The organism is Pseudoalteromonas prydzensis (genome assembly GCF_001661495.1).
In the GTDB taxonomy this organism is placed as follows: domain Bacteria; phylum Pseudomonadota; class Gammaproteobacteria; order Enterobacterales; family Alteromonadaceae; genus Pseudoalteromonas; species Pseudoalteromonas prydzensis.
Map to the genome: position 1 here is coordinate 347740 of NZ_BDDT01000003.1, position 17084 is coordinate 364823.

14 protein-coding genes are annotated in these 17084 nt (G+C 40.7%); 12 read left to right on the forward strand and 2 right to left on the reverse strand.

Going from position 1 to position 17084, the window contains the following annotated elements; all coding sequences use genetic code 11:
- Window positions 1-297: 297 nt before the first annotated feature.
- The 6 genes from A7968_RS08900 (at window position 298) to A7968_RS08925 (ending at window position 8492) form a co-directional block, all read left to right on the forward strand.
- Window positions 298-1884 (forward strand): ABC-F family ATPase, encoded by a 1587-nt coding sequence (locus A7968_RS08900; RefSeq protein ID WP_084448123.1) that lies wholly within the window; start codon window positions 298-300, stop codon window positions 1882-1884.
- A 154-nt stretch (window positions 1885-2038) separates the two neighbouring features.
- Window positions 2039-2521: a 5-(carboxyamino)imidazole ribonucleotide mutase gene (gene purE, locus A7968_RS08905; RefSeq protein WP_064666229.1), complete on the forward strand. Its 483-nt coding sequence runs from the start codon at window positions 2039-2041 to the stop codon at window positions 2519-2521.
- A 1-nt stretch (window position 2522) separates the two neighbouring features.
- Window positions 2523-3671 carry a 5-(carboxyamino)imidazole ribonucleotide synthase gene (locus A7968_RS08910; protein ID WP_064666230.1) on the forward strand — a complete coding sequence of 383 codons (1149 nt, stop codon included), beginning with the start codon at window positions 2523-2525 and terminating at the stop codon, window positions 3669-3671.
- A gap of 118 nt (window positions 3672-3789) precedes the next feature.
- Window positions 3790-4725, forward strand: coding sequence for a YeiH family protein (locus A7968_RS08915; protein ID WP_157586697.1), 936 nt, complete (start codon window positions 3790-3792; stop codon window positions 4723-4725).
- A gap of 14 nt (window positions 4726-4739) precedes the next feature.
- Window positions 4740-5894: an endonuclease/exonuclease/phosphatase family protein gene (locus tag A7968_RS08920; protein ID WP_157586707.1), complete on the forward strand. Its 1155-nt coding sequence runs from the start codon at window positions 4740-4742 to the stop codon at window positions 5892-5894.
- A gap of 105 nt (window positions 5895-5999) precedes the next feature.
- Window positions 6000-8492: a prolyl oligopeptidase family serine peptidase gene (locus A7968_RS08925; protein WP_064666231.1), complete on the forward strand. Its 2493-nt coding sequence runs from the start codon at window positions 6000-6002 to the stop codon at window positions 8490-8492.
- A gap of 23 nt (window positions 8493-8515) precedes the next feature.
- Here A7968_RS08925 and rrtA read toward each other — a convergent pair whose 3' ends face one another.
- Window positions 8516-9103 carry a rhombosortase gene (gene rrtA, locus A7968_RS08930; protein WP_064666232.1) on the reverse strand — a complete coding sequence of 196 codons (588 nt, stop codon included), beginning with the start codon at window positions 9101-9103 and terminating at the stop codon, window positions 8516-8518.
- Between the two features lie 88 nt (window positions 9104-9191).
- Between rrtA and ggt the strand changes: the two genes are divergently transcribed.
- The 3 genes from ggt to A7968_RS08945 all read left to right on the forward strand — a co-directional run bounded on the left by ggt (window position 9192) and on the right by A7968_RS08945 (window position 13654).
- Complete coding sequence (gene ggt / locus A7968_RS08935) at window positions 9192-10982, forward strand: gamma-glutamyltransferase (RefSeq protein ID WP_064666233.1); 1791 nt, start codon at window positions 9192-9194, stop codon at window positions 10980-10982.
- A gap of 159 nt (window positions 10983-11141) precedes the next feature.
- Window positions 11142-12836 carry an NAD-dependent malic enzyme gene (locus A7968_RS08940; protein ID WP_064666234.1) on the forward strand — a complete coding sequence of 565 codons (1695 nt, stop codon included), beginning with the start codon at window positions 11142-11144 and terminating at the stop codon, window positions 12834-12836.
- A gap of 107 nt (window positions 12837-12943) precedes the next feature.
- A complete protein-coding gene (locus A7968_RS08945; protein ID WP_064666235.1) occupies window positions 12944-13654 on the forward strand; it encodes an SIMPL domain-containing protein in 711 nt (236 codons plus the stop codon).
- Between the two features lie 17 nt (window positions 13655-13671).
- On the opposite strand, the gene A7968_RS08950 is transcribed toward A7968_RS08945, so the two are convergent.
- A complete protein-coding gene (locus A7968_RS08950) occupies window positions 13672-15024 on the reverse strand; it encodes a DUF2254 domain-containing protein (RefSeq protein WP_064666236.1) in 1353 nt (450 codons plus the stop codon).
- A gap of 115 nt (window positions 15025-15139) precedes the next feature.
- On the opposite strand from A7968_RS08950, the gene A7968_RS08955 reads away from it, so the two are divergent.
- The 3 genes from A7968_RS08955 to A7968_RS08965 are packed head-to-tail and all read left to right on the forward strand — an operon-like array spanning window position 15140 to window position 17051.
- Window positions 15140-15514 (forward strand): MAPEG family protein, encoded by a 375-nt coding sequence (locus A7968_RS08955; protein ID WP_064666237.1) that lies wholly within the window; start codon window positions 15140-15142, stop codon window positions 15512-15514.
- Between the two features lie 28 nt (window positions 15515-15542).
- Window positions 15543-16406: a substrate-binding periplasmic protein gene (locus tag A7968_RS08960; protein ID WP_227008913.1), complete on the forward strand. Its 864-nt coding sequence runs from the start codon at window positions 15543-15545 to the stop codon at window positions 16404-16406.
- Window positions 16407-16412: 6 nt separating this feature from the next.
- The gene (locus tag A7968_RS08965; protein WP_064666239.1) at window positions 16413-17051 is read left to right on the forward strand and encodes a sulfotransferase family protein; all 639 of its coding nucleotides are present in this window, start codon (window positions 16413-16415) and stop codon (window positions 17049-17051) included.
- The last annotated feature ends 33 nt before the right edge of the window (window positions 17052-17084 follow it).

Genomic DNA, 17084 nt, shown 5'->3' on the forward strand with positions numbered 1-17084 from the left:
GTATCGTTTACAGGTAGGGCGCAGACTAACAAAGCTAAATTGAGGGTAAAGTGAAAAAATATCATCAAAAAACCATAGAGGAAATTTGAAAATAGCTTTTCGATTGCTTTATGAGCAAGCGTTACTAATTAGTAATCAAAACGATGACTAATTAGTTGAGTTTAGCGCCTTGCTTTTTAATTACAAGTACGCTGATATGCGCTTAGAACATAGCTAATAATACATGGAAAAATCGGCCTAATTAATATAAACTCCAGCCAATTTTATTTTATGATTTCCCCGTTGGAGGGTAGCGCTATCATTAGTACAGCTAACATCACCATGCAATTTGGTGCTAAACCGTTATTTGAAAATATTTCAGCTAAATTTGGCGAAGGTAACCGTTATGGTTTAATTGGTGCAAATGGCTGCGGTAAATCTACATTTATGAAGATCTTAAGTGGTGAACTTGAGCCATCAGCTGGTAATGTTAGTACAGATCCAAATGAACGGGTTGCTAAACTAAATCAAGATCAATTCGCTTATGAAGAATATTCAGTAATCGACACTGTAATAATGGGTCATAAAGAATTGTGGGCAATTAAACAAGAGCGTGACCGTATCTACAGCTTACCTGAAATGAGTGAAGAGGATGGCATGAAAGTGGCCGACCTTGAAACTGAGTTTGCTGAAATGGATGGTTATTCTGCTGAATCAAAAGCGGGTGAGTTGTTAATGGGGGTAGGTATTGCTACTGAACAGCATTACGGCCCAATGTCAGAAATTGCCCCAGGTTTTAAATTACGCGTGCTACTGGCGCAAGTGCTATTCTCTGATCCAGATATCATGCTACTCGATGAGCCGACCAATAACTTGGATATTTATACTATCAAGTGGTTGGAAGACGTGTTGAACCAACGCGATTGCACCATGATCATCATTTCCCATGACCGTCATTTCTTAAACTCAGTTTGTACGCATATGGCTGATATTGATTATGGTGAATTACGTGTTTACCCAGGTAACTATGACGAATACATGTTTGCTGCAACGCAAGCACGTGAACGTTTATTAAGTGAAAATGCCAAAAAGAAAAGCCAAATTGCAGAGCTGCAACAGTTTGTTTCGCGCTTCTCAGCGAATGCGTCTAAAGCAAAGCAAGCCACATCACGAGCCAAGCGAATTGATAAGATCCAATTAGATGAAGTGAAAGCATCATCGCGTCAAACGCCGTTTATCCGTTTTGAACAAGAAAAACAGTTGTTTAGAAACGCTCTTGAATTAACCAATTTAGGCCAAGGCTTTGAAGAGATGCTGTTCACAGGCCTTGAAGGTTTAGTTGAAGTAGGTGAGCGTATTGCCATCATCGGTGAAAACGGTGTGGGTAAAACCACATTATTAAATACCCTAGCTGGGCGTTTAGCGCCAAAGCAAGGTGAGTATAAGTGGTCTGAAAACCATAATATTGGTTATTATGCACAAGATCATGCGGACGAATTTGCTACTGACATGAACTTATTCCAGTGGATGGAGCAATGGCAACAAGAGGGCGATGATGAGCAAGTTGTTCGCAGCTTCTTAGGCCGTATGTTGTTCTCACAAAATGATATTAAAAAGTCTGTAAAAGTGATCTCGGGTGGTGAGCAAGGCCGCATGCTATTTGGTAAAATCATGATGCATAAACCAAATATATTGCTGATGGATGAACCGACTAACCACATGGATATGGAATCAATTGAGGCATTGAACCTTGCGCTTGAAGCGTATGAAGGCACGTTAATGTTCGTTTCTCATGATCGTCAGTTTGTATCATCAGTGGCTACCCGTATTTGGGAAATAAAAGACGGGAAAGTTATTGATTTTAGAGGCACTTACTCTGAGTACCTAGCCAGTAAAGAAGGCTAAGGCTCAATTTCCATACTGATCAAAAAAGCCATGCCAGTCATGGCTTTTTTGTTACTCGATATTCGCAATTTAACAATTAATACGTGTATAATGACCGCCTTCAATGCGGACATTAGTCCGCTATAAGTATTAAAACCATTACTGAGGAGTATTTATGACTGTTGGCATTATTATGGGTTCCAAGTCAGATTGGCCAACTATGGAACACGCGGCGATCATGCTAGAAAAATTTGGCATCGCGTATGAAACTAAAGTTGTATCGGCTCATCGTACTCCTCAACTACTCGCTGATTACGCAAGTTCAGCAGCAGAGCGTGGTATTAAAGTAATTATTGCCGGTGCCGGTGGCGCTGCGCACTTACCTGGTATGGCTGCTGCATTTACATCTTTACCTGTGCTTGGTGTACCGGTGAAGTCTAAAACGTTAAATGGTATTGATTCACTATTGTCTATTTGCCAGATGCCAAAAGGTGTTGCAGTGGGGACTTTAGCAATTGGTGAAGCTGGCGCAGCAAATGCAGGTTTACTTGCTGCACAAATTTTAGGTTGTCAGCAACCTGAGATCTTTGCCAAGGTTGAAGCGTTCCGTAAAGAACAAACAGAGACTATTTTAGCTAACCCTAATCCAGCAGAGTAATATGACTATCTTAATTTTAGGCGCGGGCCAATTAGCACGCATGATGAGCTTAGCCGGTGCACCACTGAATTTAAATGTGGTTGCCTATGATGTGGGCAGTGAACACATTGTCCACCCACTAACTGGGCAAGTATTTGATACCACGTTAGCACAAGCAATCGCGGATGCTGATGCTATCACGGCTGAGTTTGAGCATATCCCAGATGATGTGCTTACACTATGTTGTGCAAGTAATAAATTTTACCCAGGGAAAGCGGCAATTAAAACCGGTGGCGATCGTGCGCTTGAAAAAGCCTTACTGCGCAAAACGGCTGTTGCATGCGCGCCATACCAGTTAATTACTGAAAAAGCGCATCTTGAACAAGCTGTTGCTACTTTAGGCAAGCCGTTAGTGATCAAAACCTGTCAAGCAGGCTACGATGGTAAAGGGCAATGGCGGTTAAAATCTGACGATCAAATTGACCAGATCTGGTCAGAAATGGCTGATTTTATTGCCTCAGGCACAGAGCACGCACCGCATACCATTATCGCAGAGCAGATGATCCCATTTGACCGCGAAGTGTCTATTATTGGCGTGCGTGACAAAAGTGGCAACACAGCAATTTATCCGTTGACTGAAAACCAACATACCAATGGTGTGTTAACGTTATCAGTGGCGGGTAAAGAAAAGTCAGCAATTCAACAGCAGGCTGAAGAAGCATTTAATAAATTGGCAAGCGAACTTGATTATGTAGGTGTACTCGCCATTGAGTTTTTTGATGTGAATGGCCAATTACTCGTTAACGAAATTGCGCCTCGCGTGCATAATTCAGGTCATTGGACTCAACAGGGCAGCCATTGTAGCCAATTTGAAAATCATATGCGTGCGGTTGCCGGTTTACCATTAGGTAGTACAGAGCTGCAGCGTGTAACAGCAATGATCAACGTACTTGGCCAAGCATCTATCCCTGAGCAAGTACTGAGTGTGCCAAGTGTCACCAGTCACTGGTATGGTAAAACGGCTAAGCCAGGGCGTAAAATGGGGCACATTAATGTCTCAGCTAATAATCTTCATGAACTTGGAGAGCGTTTAGCACAGCTTACTGAATATCTTCCAGAGGAAGATTACCCCGGCGTGTTAGCAGCCAGTACCGCACTGATTTTAAATTAGTCATAAAAGCCGAGTTTATCTCGGCTTTTGCATTTTGCGTTGCTTTTCCAACCGTCATTTTTGTAGCGCCCGTTGTTCATAAACTTACAGCAAAGCTTGTTCGCCCTTAAGGAATATTATGCTTTTGTCAGATAGCATTAAAAAACCTTTTTATATTATTTTACTCGGTTTGTGTATTACTCCTCTGATAGGCGGTGGCACGGCACTGATCCTTGGCGCATTGTTTGCTATTTTATTAGGAAACCCGTTTGCTGAGTTATCGCAACAAGCCAGTAAGTGGATGCTCAAAGCCGCAGTGGTTGGTTTAGGTTTTGCTGTCGATTTTAATCAAGTTATAGAAGTCGGCCGCAGTTCTTTGGTGTTAACGATTGTTAGTATCACTGCAATCATCGGCTTAGGGGAAATTTTAACCCAAGTATTTAAATTAAATCGTAATACTGGCGTGCTAATCTCCTTTGGTACTGCGATTTGTGGCGGTAGCGCTATTGCGGCTATGGCTCCTGTTATTAAAGCCAAAGATCACGAAGTGGCTGTTGCACTGGGCGTGGTATTTTTATTAAATGGCGTGGGCTTATTGCTGTTTCCTACAATTGGCCATTACTTTGAGTTAAGCCAACAACAATTTGGTTTATGGGCTGCTTTGGCAATTCATGACACTAGTAGTGTAGTCGGGGCGTCAGCCGCCTATGGTGCTGTTGCGCTGAGTATTGCCACAACTGTAAAATTAACTCGTGCAATGTGGATCATTCCCTACACCACCATTGCAGGGGTATTTTGGCGCTCAGAAGAAAAAGCCAGTATCCCTTTATTTATTATTGGTTTTTTAGCCGCAGCCTTGATCAATACTTATTTGCCGCAGTTTTCTGACACTTGGCAGCTGATCAACACAGTTGCAAAACAGCTACTAGTCATGACTTTGTTCTTAATTGGCAGTGGCTTATCACTTTCAGTTTTAAAACAAGCAGGACTAAAGCCCTTTATAATGGCCATTATTTTATGGATAGTGGTAAGTAGTGTCATTTTATTATTAATTTTAGATGGATTCATAATATGAATAGTAAGTTTTGTATGGCTGCATTAGCATCTGCCATGTTTTTCAATGGTATGACAAACAGTGCCGAGGCCGCCAATACACTTAGAGTGGCAACATTCAATGTCAGTATGGATGCCACCAATTATACTGAAAAAGATCAACAAGTAGACCCAAACGCGTTGACTAATGCACTACAAAATAAGCACCCGCAAATTAAAAATATTGCTGAGATCATTCAACGTGTTCGCCCTGATATACTGCTATTAAACGAATTTGATTACATCAGCAAAGCACAAGGCATTGATTATTTTAAAGCAAACTACCTCGCGGTCAGTCAAAATAAACAACCCGCTATTGATTATCCCTATAGCTACATTGCACCGGTTAATACAGGCTTAAAAACTCCATTTGATCTTGATCACGACGGCCAAGCGACTGGCATTAAAGGGGATGCTTTCGGCTTTGGTTTTTTTGAAGGCCATTATGGCATGGCGATACTTTCTCGCTACCCGATAGATTTTGATAAAATCAGAACGCTACAAACATTTAAATATAAAGATATGCCAGGCGCACAAATGCCTATTGATCCAAAAACCGGCGAAAACTGGTATAACCAAGAGCAGTGGCAAGCACTGAGATTAAGCTCTAAATCATTTTGGGATTTACCGATAACCGTAAAGGGTAAAACCTTGCATGTACTGGCTTCACATCCGACTCCGCCAGTATTTGACGGTGATGAAGACAGAAACGGCAAGCGCAATCACGATGAAGTACGTTTGATTAAAGACTATATTGCCAATGCTGATTATTTATATGATGACCAAGGTGTAAAAGGTGGCTTAGTGCCAGAGTCGCGGTTTGTGGTTGTTGGTGATTTAAATGCAGCCCCAGAAGGCGATAAAAAACGCCCAAATACGACCGATCAACTATTAAACAACCCTTTAATTAATAGTCAGTTTGTACCAACAAGTAAAGGCGCAAAAACCAGTTATAGCGAAAAATATGCAGCAGCTTACACGGCCTATTGGCAAGCGCGCGTTGATTACGTACTGCCTTCAACTTATGGCATAGAGGTACACGATGGTGGGGTATTTTGGCCTGTTAAAAATAGCGAATTATACCGATTAATTAAAGATCGAAATGCTTCATCTGATCACCGTATGGTGTGGTTAGATATTTCGTTAAAGTAACTTTGTTATTAAACAGCAAAGTTTGGCGGTTTATCTGAAATAATTGCTATTACATAGGGGCTTCTGCTTAAATCAAGGTAATTACAATAACCTTACAGAAGCCCTATGATTTTTAAATCTTCTACTAAAAAAACCTTAATTGCACTTGCCGTAACGTCCAGCGTTATGTTGTCCGGTTGTCAATCAACCGCATCTACGCCAACTGAGCAACCGCAAGCCACTGTTGCAAGTGTTGTAGCAACACCTGTAGATACAGGCACTACAGCCATCACGCTTGAACAAGCAATGGCTCATCCGGATTGGTTAGGTCGCCAAGCTGAGCGTGCCTTTTGGGCCGCTGACTCAAAAACGGTTGTGTATGCACAAAAGCAGCAAGGTAATGAGCTGAGAGATTTATACACACAAGCGGTGAACAGCCAAGCAGCCAGCCAAGTTGCACTAAATAAATTACATACCTTAGGTGCTGCGAATGCGGTTTATTCTGCGGATGGTAAAGTGCAAGCTTATGTGTTTGAAGGCAATGTATTTGTAAAAAACATCAATACTGGTGCAATTACACAAATAACGCACGACAGCGCTAAACAGTCTAAACCACAATTTTTAACCGATGGTAATTTAGCATACCGCCAAGGCAACGCCTTTTATAAGGTAAATTTAGCCACTGGTTTGCAAACCGAAATTGCAAATTTACACTTAAGTGATGCGCCAGAAGGGATTGCTGAGCCTGCAACTTACATTGCTAAAGAGCAGCACAAGCTAATCGATTACATTGCGCTTACTCATAAAAATAAAAAAGATAAACAAGCCCGCAAAGAACAAATCAATGCTGAAAACTCGTCTATTGCTAATGCGCAGTTTTATTTAGGTAAGGGCAATGAGTTAGCCGACGTGCAATTATCACCTAATGGCAAAGCGTTAGTTGCGGTGGTAAAAGAAAGCCGTTCATGGCGTGAAGATAGCGATATAATGCCAAATTATATTGCCGATGATGCTGGTGTTAAAGCTGAAAAAGTACGCCGTCGTGTTGCCGATGAAAAACCAATAACGTCTGAAGTGATTTACATTGATTTAGTTGAGCAAAGGCAAACTACCTTGGCATTCGATACCTTACCTGGCTTTGATGAAGACGTATTAGCGGCAGTTAAAAAAGAAAACTTCGCCCGTGACGGTAAAACATATGAATCTAAAAAACAACCTCGTGCTATCAACTTGATGATGGATTGGGGCTGGGATCAAAGCGCTATCGTATGGAATAAAGCGGGTACGCAAGTCGCGATGATGCTTGAAGCATGGGACAATAAAGACCGTTGGTTAGCAACTGTGGATGTTGAAAGCTCAAAGCTGGTTTCACAACATCGTTTACACGATGATGCTTGGGTTAACTATGCTTATAACGATTTTGGTTGGTTAAATAATTCAGATACTTTGTATTACTTATCTGAAGAAACAGGCTATAGCCATATCTATAAAAAACCACTTAATGGCAAAGCAAGCCAACTTACTAAAGGTCAATTTGTGGTATCAAATTTAACCCTTACTAATGACGACAGTGCAATTTATTATAAAGCGAATGTTGAGCATCCAGGTCTTTATGAAATTTACCGTGTTGATCCAAATAATGGTAACTCTGAGCAAGTAACTAACTTAGACGGCATGACTGATTATAAGTTAAGCCCAGATCAAACTAAATTATTGTTAACACATTCAAAAATTATGGCTCCACCAGAGCTGTATGTTGCTGATGCAAAAGCAAATAGTTCAGCTACACAGTTAACCCATACTGTATCAGATGAATTTTTAGCGAAACAGCTTATTGCTCCTAAAATTGTAGCAGTACCATCGAGTCACACTGATCAACCAATCTATGCCAAAGTATATTACCCAGCAGACTACGTTGAAGGTGAAAGCGGAAAAAACCGTAAAGCGGTTATTTTTAATCACGGCGCCGGTTATTTGCAAAACTCACATATGGGTTGGTCTGGTTACTTCCGCGAATTTATGTTCCATTCGCTATTAGCCTCAGAAGGTTATGTTGTAATGGATATGGATTATCGTGCATCAAAAGGCTATGGTCGTGACTGGCGCACAGCTATTTATCGTCAGATGGGTACGCCGGAAATCCAAGATTTAGCTGATGGTGTAAGTTGGATGGCTGAAAATGCCAATGTTGATACAGGCTCGGTTGGTACATATGGTGGTTCATACGGCGGCTTTATGACCTTTATGGCCTTGTTTACCCAACCTGATTTATTCCAATCAGGCGCTGCGCTTCGTCCTGTAACAGATTGGGCACATTATAATGGCCCATACACATCAAACATTTTAAATCACCCAGATGTAGATCCGATTGCGTATGAAAAAAGTTCACCAATTTATTATGCTGAAGGTCTTAAAAATCGCCTGTTGATCAATGCTCCAATGGTCGATAACAATGTGTTTTTTCAAGACTCGGTACGTTTAGTACAACGTTTAATTGAGCTTGAAAAAGAAAACTTTGAAACGGCAATCTTCCCAGTAGAGCCACATGGTTTTGTTCAGCCTTCAAGCTGGTTAGATGAATACCGCCGTATTTATAAGTTATTTAAAGAAACACTTTAAGGTTTAAAAATAAAACGCCAAGTTTACACTTGGCGTTTTTTTAGGTAAGTAATAAAAACCGGTAAGGCGAGTACAATGCCACCAATCGCACCAATCAAATGTGCATCAATCGCAACACGTGAAGCGATTAACTTACCAACCTCAGCACTTGGGCCGTGAAATTGCTCATAGCCAATCTTCAGCCAGATACCGATAAACAATAATAGTCCGGTTTTCATACCCGCTTCAATATCTTTAATGGCTCCCCATACAATCACTCCATGCAGTAAAGCACTTAGGCCTGTGTATATTCTTATGTCTGGGCAAAAGTAGTAAATACCGATACCACACCAAGCGGCCAAGAATAGTGTATGTAACGCATATTGAGTGGGTTTTGTATGTTCAGCATGCAGTGCCCATATCAATATGATGCCTGCACAATTTAATGCCAAATGGGGCCAATTAGAATGAACGTATTGGCTGGTGATCAAACGCCACACTTGGCCTTGCTCAATTAATTGCCGATTAAACTCTAATACATCGTTTAAGTTTAATGCAGCCAATAGGGCACTTAATGCCATTAAACACAGCGGAGGTAAAATATAACGCGGTTGCAGTGGTAAATTGACCATTTTATTCTTATTTTCATAGTAAAATTTTGCATATTGTGCCCGTTTAACTTTAAGATGCCAAATATCTCAATGCAAATCAGGCTTTTTTATGTATTTACCTTTTCAGCGCAGTGTTGCCTTTAGTTTAACGCTGCTCGCTTTACCCGTTTTAGCCAGCCAATCCCCGCGAGAAGTCCGTGAACCAGAAGCTGCAACCGGTCATCAAATTAAGCAACAAGTCACTGGTAAACAGTTTATGGTTGCTGCGGCCAATCCTTATGCAGCGCAAGCAGGGCAAACAATCCTCGCGCAAGGTGGCAGCGCTGTTGATGCCGCAATCGCAACGCAACTAGTGCTGACTTTAGTAGAGCCACAATCATCAGGGATTGGTGGTGGTACATTTATGCTGTATTACAACAAACAACATAATAAACTGACCAGTTTTGATGGCCGTGAAACTGCGCCAAGTCATGCTGATGAAACATTATTTTTAGATGAAAATGGTAACGCTGCGCCGTGGATAGAGGCGGTTGTTGGTGGTCGCTCTGTTGGCGTACCCGGACTATTGCATGCTTTTGCTAATGCACATAAACAGTATGGCAAACTTGCTTGGGCCGAATTATTTAAGCCCGCGATAGCACTTGCTGAGCAAGGATTTGAAGTTTCACCGCGGTTACATGCGTTATTAGCCAAGCAAATAAACCCTGGTGTGACTAAATTACCAGTGATCCGTGATTATTTCTTTCCTGATGGCAAACCACTTGCAGTTGGCACAGTTAAGAAAAATCAAGCCTTAGCTGATTTATATAAGCAAATAGCCGATGTTGGCATTGATGCTTTTTATAAAGGCGACAATGCTAAAAAAATGGTTGATGCGGTCACTCATTCAGTGGTTGCACCAGGTACCTTAGCATTGACTGATTTAGCAAACTACCAAAGTAAGCAACGCGACGCAGTTTGCACCCCTTACCATGCGTATAAAGTATGCTCTATGGCTCCACCTAGCAGCGGCGGTGTGGCTGTGTTGCAAATATTAGCCTTATTAGAAGATAAAAATATGGCGCAATATAAACCTAATTCTGCACAAGCATTGCATTACTTTAGCCAAGCTTCACGTTTAGCGTTTGCTGATCGCAATGTTTATATGGGCGATCCTGATTTTGCAGATATTCCAACAGCCGAATTACTTGATAAACGCTATGTAGCGCAACGTGCAAAACTTATCAGCGAACGCGATCAAAAAGCCGAAGCGGGCCAGCCTCGACCATTACTTAGCTACGCACAAGATGATGCCTATGAATTACCGTCCACCACTCATGTATCGATTGTTGATAGCGAAGGTAACGCGGTATCAATGACCAGCTCAATAGAAATGGCATTTGGTTCAACCGTGATGGTAAATGGCTACATTTTGAACAATCAATTAACCGATTTTGCATTATCACCACGCAAAAATGGCAAATTATTAGCGAACCGAGTTGAAGCAGGCAAACGGCCACGTAGCTCTATGTCACCGGTGATGGTGTTTAATAATGATGGCAGCTTACGATTAGTGGTCGGATCACCCGGTGGTAGCCGTATCATCAATTATGTAGCGCAAGTAGTGATCGGTGTATTGGATTGGCAATTAACCGCTCAGCAAGCAATCGATTTACCCAGAATAACCAATCGTAATAGCTACACTAGCCTTGAAAAAGGCACCGCGATAGAAGCCATTACTGCTGATCTTGAAAAGCGCGGACATACAGTGAAAGTGGTTGATTTGAATTCAGGGTTACATGCTGTTGAACTGGTTAACGGAAGCTTAGTGGGGGCTGCTGATCCACGCCGCGAAGGTATAGCACTAAGTGAGGTTAATTTTGTGCTTAAAGAGCATGAAATGCCTGCTAATAAGCCTTAATAGCCGCCGTTATTTAATGTACAATTGCCTTTTAGGTGTGCTTAACGCGCATCGAGTATTTTCTTTTAATGGTCTGACAAGGTTGAATGTCGTTGCTTTTTAATATTCAACAGCAATAATGGCAGATCACAACTTAAAGACATCGTTAAGCTTGGACTTATGACTACAAATACAGACCCAAATTATCTTTATATTCATCACTCAGGCCCTGGTCTGATCGAAACACCACTCCTTAATAAGGGCAGTGCATTTACACAAAAAGAGCGTGAAAGTTTCAACCTTGCGGGATTACTGCCTCCTCGCTATGAAACAATTGAAGAGCAAGTTGAGCGTTGTTACCAACAATATTCAAGTTTTCAAGACAATTTAAACAAGCACATTTATTTACGTGCTATTCAAGATAATAATGAAACACTTTACTACCGTTTAGTACGTGATCATCTTGAAGAAATGCTACCAATTATATACACCCCAACAGTGGGTGATGCCTGTGAAAAATTCTCTGACATTTATCGCAGTGCGCGTGGTTTGTTTATTTCATACGAAGACCGCTATCAAATCGACGACATTCTGCGCAATGCCACCAAAGGCAAAGTGAAAGTAATCGTTGTTACCGATGGTGAACGTATTCTTGGCCTTGGTGACCAAGGTATTGGTGGTATGGGCATTCCGATTGGAAAATTATCATTGTATACCGCGTGTGGCGGTATTAGTCCTGCGTATACGCTGCCAGTAATGTTAGATGTTGGTACCAATAACGAAAAATTATTAAACGATCCTATGTATATGGGCGCGCGTCATAAGCGTATAGCACAAGATGAATACGATGAATTTTTAGATCTATTCATTAAAGCCGTTAAACGCCGCTGGCCTAATGTCTTGCTGCAATTTGAAGACTTTGCTCAACCTAACGCCATGCCTTTATTAAAACGCTACCGTGATGAAATCTGTAGCTTTAATGATGATATCCAAGGTACCGCGGCTGTGACGGTTGGTTCATTACTTGCGGCATGTCGCGTTAAAAATGCGAAGTTATCAGAGCAAAAAGTTGTTTTTGTCGGTGCGGGTTCTGCAGGTTGTGGTATTGCAGAGCAAATAATTACGCAAATGGTGTCAGAAGGTATCACTGACGAACAAGCTCGCAGCCAAGTGTTTATGGTTGACCGCTTTGGTTTGTTAACTCAAGGCATGGAAGGATTACGCGACTTTCAACAAGCGCTTGCCCAGCCAACAGATAAATTAGTTGATTGGAAATACAGTGGTGAATATGCATCGCTACTTGATGTAATGCATTGTGCAGCACCTGATATTTTGATTGGTGTTTCAGGACAACCAGGCTTGTTCACTGAACAAGTTATTCGTGCCATGCACGCAGGTTGTGCGCAACCAGTAATTTTCCCGTTGAGTAATCCATCTAAGCAAGTAGAAGCACTGCCAGAAGATGTGATCAACTGGACTGAGGGTAACGCAATTGTTGCAACCGGTAGCCCATTTGCGCCGGTAATATACAACGGTGAAACCTTTGTTATTCCACAGTGTAATAATAGCTATATTTTCCCAGGTATAGGTTTAGGTGTGATCGCTGCTAAAGCGACCCGTATCACCGATGCAATGTTGATGGTCTCTAGTGAAATTTTAGCTGAGTCGTCACCACGCGCTAACACTGGATTAGGCAGCTTATTACCCGCATTGACTGAAATTGAAACCTTGAGTAAACGCATTGCGTTTGGTGTTGCTAAAAAAGCCATTGAAGAAGGCGCAGCACTCGAGATCAGTGATGACATGCTGTGGGCTGCTATCAACAAAAATTACTGGTTACCAAAATACCGTAATTATAAGCGTTGTAGTATCTAATCAATCGCTAATCAAACAACAGGCTTCGGCCTGTTTTTTTTGCTTGTTCATTTTAAATTAACCGCGTACGGTATCTAATAGTGATACTAAAATTATTAAGGATATTTATGCGTTATTTACCATTGTTAGCCGCAGCACTTAGTTTCAACGTTTTTGCAGCCAGTACCCCCGATGCACCGCACATTTATATTCAAGGCCAAGCACAAATTTCCACTGTTGCTGATAATGTGAAGCTTAGCGTTGGCATTGTTGAAGTTGAAAAAGACCTCATGGCAGCAAAGCAAAAGGCTGATACAACTATGGCTAAAGCAATTAAACTTGCTAAACAAGCTGGTGTATTAGACAAAGACATTAATGCAGGGCAGATCAGCATTCATCGAGAAAGCCAATACAACCGTGAAACTAATAAGCAAGAGTTTGTTGGTTTTAGAGTATCACGCAGTTTATCGTTGACTTTAAAGCAAATTGACAAATATCCGCAACTATTACAAAACTTAGTGAGTGGCGGTATTAATGAAATTAATCAAACTGAATTTGTATCTAGCCGATACCAAGAGCTACAGCAACAAGCACAAAAAATGGCAATTAAAGATGCCAAAACTGCCGCCCAAGAGTTTGCTGCTGACTATGATGTGGAAATTAAAGGTTTATACAGTGCGTCAATGAGTCCTATGGACACCAATGCACAGCCTTATATGCGCGTAAAAATGGCCAGCATGGCAGACAGCGCTGAATCAGGCAGCTTTGTACCCGATGCCTACCATGCAGGTGAATTAGTTATTAAAGCATCAAGCTATGCAATTTACTTGATCGAATAATAACTAACTCGCGTTCATTACTGTTGCTGGTGCTCAAAGCGTGCCAGCAATTTATTGCCTTGCTCCTCACTCGTTCTCACGATTGCTCTTAGCATATTACGCACTTCATTACGGTCATATTGATTACTAATGTGCTCGTTAATATCATCAACAATGGCTGTTAAGTAATTAAATAAACTGTTTGTCGCTTGCTCATTTGTATGGGCAATAAACAATATATTTTTAAACGCCTCTAAAACGTTAGTCATTACATAGCCATCGTTTTTTGCATAATTACGAATAGGGGTAAAATTATCATGTAATAGTTCGTCGAATGAAGTCTCGTGTAAATACAATAATGGTGAACCTTCACTGTGTTTAAACGAGTAATTCGTATCACTTATTTTTAATCGCTCAATCAATAAAATACTCAGCATATCGATTGCTTTAACGGCCGTGCCCGGATCGTTTATGCCAGGACTCATCGCTTTAACTGCAATTTCAGATATTTGCGTTAAACCATAGCGGTAGTGGTCGCTTATGTATTCTTCAATGTAAAAAATAAAACAATTGAGTAGCTTTTCAAGCAGTTCAGGATCTTGGCTTAGATCATGATTACATTTTAAAAATGGGTAACCTTTAACGGTAAAAAAGCCCTGGTTAACCACTATGTACAATTCAATGTTTTGTTCAGCCAAAATGGCGCATAACTTATCGCTGTGTACGCCTTTAAAATAGCCTTCGGTGTGACTGCCGATCGGATACCACTGCTCAAAATCAGGAAAACTCTCAATTTTATCTTGCTGCTGGCGTGTAATGATTTGTTGAATGACATTTTTGGTGTGTTTAAATAAATCATTTAATACATTATCTACTTGAATCGCTTTAGAAATTGAGTGAATAAAGTAAACAAACAGCGCAAGTGATATCAGCCCAAAAATCAATGCAAATAAAACGCCAAGGGCAGGGATGGCCACCGTGTTATCGTCAAGCTGTTTAATGTTGATCAACATAATGATTGAATAAATAATACTCCCCAGATAAAAACCGAGCACCATTTGATGTGACTTTCGGGTAATAAGGCCTGGTACTACCCGTGGCGATAAACTCGCACTGGCACTATTTAACACTATCATTACCATGGAAAAGCTAAATACTGTCAGCGATATAATGCTACCTGCCAGCGTACTTAAAATGGTTCGTGCGTTTTCTTCGCTATCAACTAACACAACAGATAAGAATTTTTTTATCTCCTGTACTATAGCGGTGTATTCGATTGACATACTTAATACGGCAAACAGTAGAAAGCAAATCGACATCATCGAAGGATAAAAGCCAATACTGTTGATCATTTCTCTGTAGTTATCCGCAATCTTACGGGGTGTGAACATGGCAATCCTTTATTTTTGCATTGAATTAGTACGTTATCATATAAATCAGCACAATAGCTGGCTATTCGTTAATTAATCTTGTGTTATTATGGCAAAAAATAATTAGGAAATTATTATGATCATCTCTTTTTACGCAGCTGTATTAGCCTTTATGTACATTTATTTAAGTATAAATGTTGTGAAAGTGCGAAAATCAAATCAAATATCATTAGGTACTAACGATAATCAGCAATTGCTAAGGGCAACCCGTGCTCATGGTAATTTTATTGAATACGTGCCTTTTGCACTTATTCTAATATTTTTAGCAGAATTCCAAGGGTTAAGTAGCCATTATTGCCATATTTTAGGTGCGTTACTGGTGTTTGGCCGCGTTTGCCATAGCATTGCTATAAATGACAACACGCTCAAACTGAGAGTAATAGGCATGCTTGCTACTTTTGCGACATTAGCACTGGGTGCACTTGCTTTGTTACTTGGTCGTTTTTTCTAATATGTTGACCAGGTTATTAGCGCTGGTAATGACTTTGCTGGTATACCCAATAACGTCGTTTGCCAGCAATAATGAGCCTGCTCCAACACTAAATATTATTTATCCTAAGCCTGAACGAAATCATGAACTGGAAAATTGGTACCCGTTGGCGTTACTCAAACTGGCACTAGCGCATAGTGGCCAAGCTTACACATTACAGTCATCTATAAAAATGGTACAGAGTCGCTCTTTAAAAGAGTTAGAGCAAGGTGAGTTGGTCAATGTAGTGTGGTCTATGACGAGTGTAGAAAGAGAAGCTATTTTTAAGCCGATCCGAGTTCCAATTTATAAAGGCCTGTATGGTTGGCGTTTATTACTCACTACAAAAGACAAACTGCACCTATTTGAGCCGCTCAAAACACCAACTCAGCTGAAAAAACTTCACTTCTTGCAAGGCCATGACTGGCCTGATACACAAATTTTAAAGGATAACGACTTTCAGGTATCTACATCAACAAGTTATGAATCTTTGTTTAGTATGCTTGTTAAAGGGCGAGGCGATGCATTTCCTCGTTCTATTTTAGAAGTTGATTGGGAACTTGAACAACTAGCTGACACGCACACTATTACTACAGTACCCAATGTTGTGTTGACATATCCAGCGGCAATTTATTTTTTTGTTAATTCAAAGCGTGATGATTTACATCACGCGATCCAAACCGGACTTGAAGAAATACATCGCAATGGCCAGTTCAATAAATTATTTAGCCGTTATTTTGCACAAACTATCGCTAATGCAAAACTAGCGGAAAAAGAAATTATAAAATTAGAAAACAAACACCTTCCTCCGTTAACCCCAGTGGATAATAGAACATTATGGTTCACACCTGAAAACAACCAACTCGATAAATAAGTCGTTATGAATTCAAACCGCAAAATTTTTATTATTGGCTTACCGCGTACAGGCACCACCAGTGTATGTCATGCCTTTTTACAGTTAGGTTTTAGCTGCGCGCATACGGCGTACACTCAAAAAACCTTTGCTACTGCTCAAGTGCTAGCTGATACGCCAATTTTTAATGACTATCAACAACTTGATAAGCTTTACCCAAACGCTAAGTTTATTTATTTAGAGCGCGCGTCTGACAAATGGCTGCCGTCAATTCGTCAACTATTACAACGCATGCAGGTAAACTTAACTAGAGCGGATGGGGGATTTAACCCGCATATTAAGCGCTGCTATTTAAATACTTTCGGTGATTTTACGAGTAATGACCTTGAAAATGATGCTTACTTGCAACGTTGTTACGAACAGCACAAAGCCAGCGCTCAGCAGTATTTTGCAAATCGTCCAGCAGATCTCCTTAGCATTGATATCGCCAACGCCAACAGTTTTTCATTACTTTGTCGATTCTTACAGATACAAACAGCACTCACTCAGTTTGAAAAAATGAATATTGGCGGTAAAGTCACCGCTTGGAATGCAATTAAGCACCCACTTAAAATTGCCTCTACAGCAAACGGTAAAATTGATAAGCAATTATACCCAACAGCTTAACGACGCTTACAAGTTATCATTTAATTGGTTTTA

What these genes read in the sequence shown, in the direction of transcription:
- purE (WP_064666229.1), top strand. Translation starts at nt 2,039, where the DNA reads ATGACTGTTGGCATTATTATGGGTTCCAAGTCAGATTGGCCAACTATG.
- A7968_RS08910 (WP_064666230.1), top strand. Translation starts at nt 2,523, where the DNA reads ATGACTATCTTAATTTTAGGCGCGGGCCAATTAGCACGCATGATGAGC.
- A7968_RS08915 (WP_157586697.1), top strand. Translation starts at nt 3,790, where the DNA reads ATGCTTTTGTCAGATAGCATTAAAAAACCTTTTTATATTATTTTACTC.
- A7968_RS08920 (WP_157586707.1), top strand. Translation starts at nt 4,740, where the DNA reads ATGGCTGCATTAGCATCTGCCATGTTTTTCAATGGTATGACAAACAGT.
- A7968_RS08925 (WP_064666231.1), top strand. Translation starts at nt 6,000, where the DNA reads ATGATTTTTAAATCTTCTACTAAAAAAACCTTAATTGCACTTGCCGTA.
- rrtA (WP_064666232.1), bottom strand. Translation starts at nt 9,103, where the DNA reads ATGGTCAATTTACCACTGCAACCGCGTTATATTTTACCTCCGCTGTGT.
- ggt (WP_064666233.1), top strand. Translation starts at nt 9,192, where the DNA reads ATGTATTTACCTTTTCAGCGCAGTGTTGCCTTTAGTTTAACGCTGCTC.
- A7968_RS08940 (WP_064666234.1), top strand. Translation starts at nt 11,142, where the DNA reads ATGACTACAAATACAGACCCAAATTATCTTTATATTCATCACTCAGGC.
- A7968_RS08945 (WP_064666235.1), top strand. Translation starts at nt 12,944, where the DNA reads ATGCGTTATTTACCATTGTTAGCCGCAGCACTTAGTTTCAACGTTTTT.
- A7968_RS08950 (WP_064666236.1), bottom strand. Translation starts at nt 15,024, where the DNA reads ATGTTCACACCCCGTAAGATTGCGGATAACTACAGAGAAATGATCAAC.
- A7968_RS08955 (WP_064666237.1), top strand. Translation starts at nt 15,140, where the DNA reads ATGATCATCTCTTTTTACGCAGCTGTATTAGCCTTTATGTACATTTAT.
- A7968_RS08960 (WP_227008913.1), top strand. Translation starts at nt 15,543, where the DNA reads ATGACTTTGCTGGTATACCCAATAACGTCGTTTGCCAGCAATAATGAG.
- A7968_RS08965 (WP_064666239.1), top strand. Translation starts at nt 16,413, where the DNA reads ATGAATTCAAACCGCAAAATTTTTATTATTGGCTTACCGCGTACAGGC.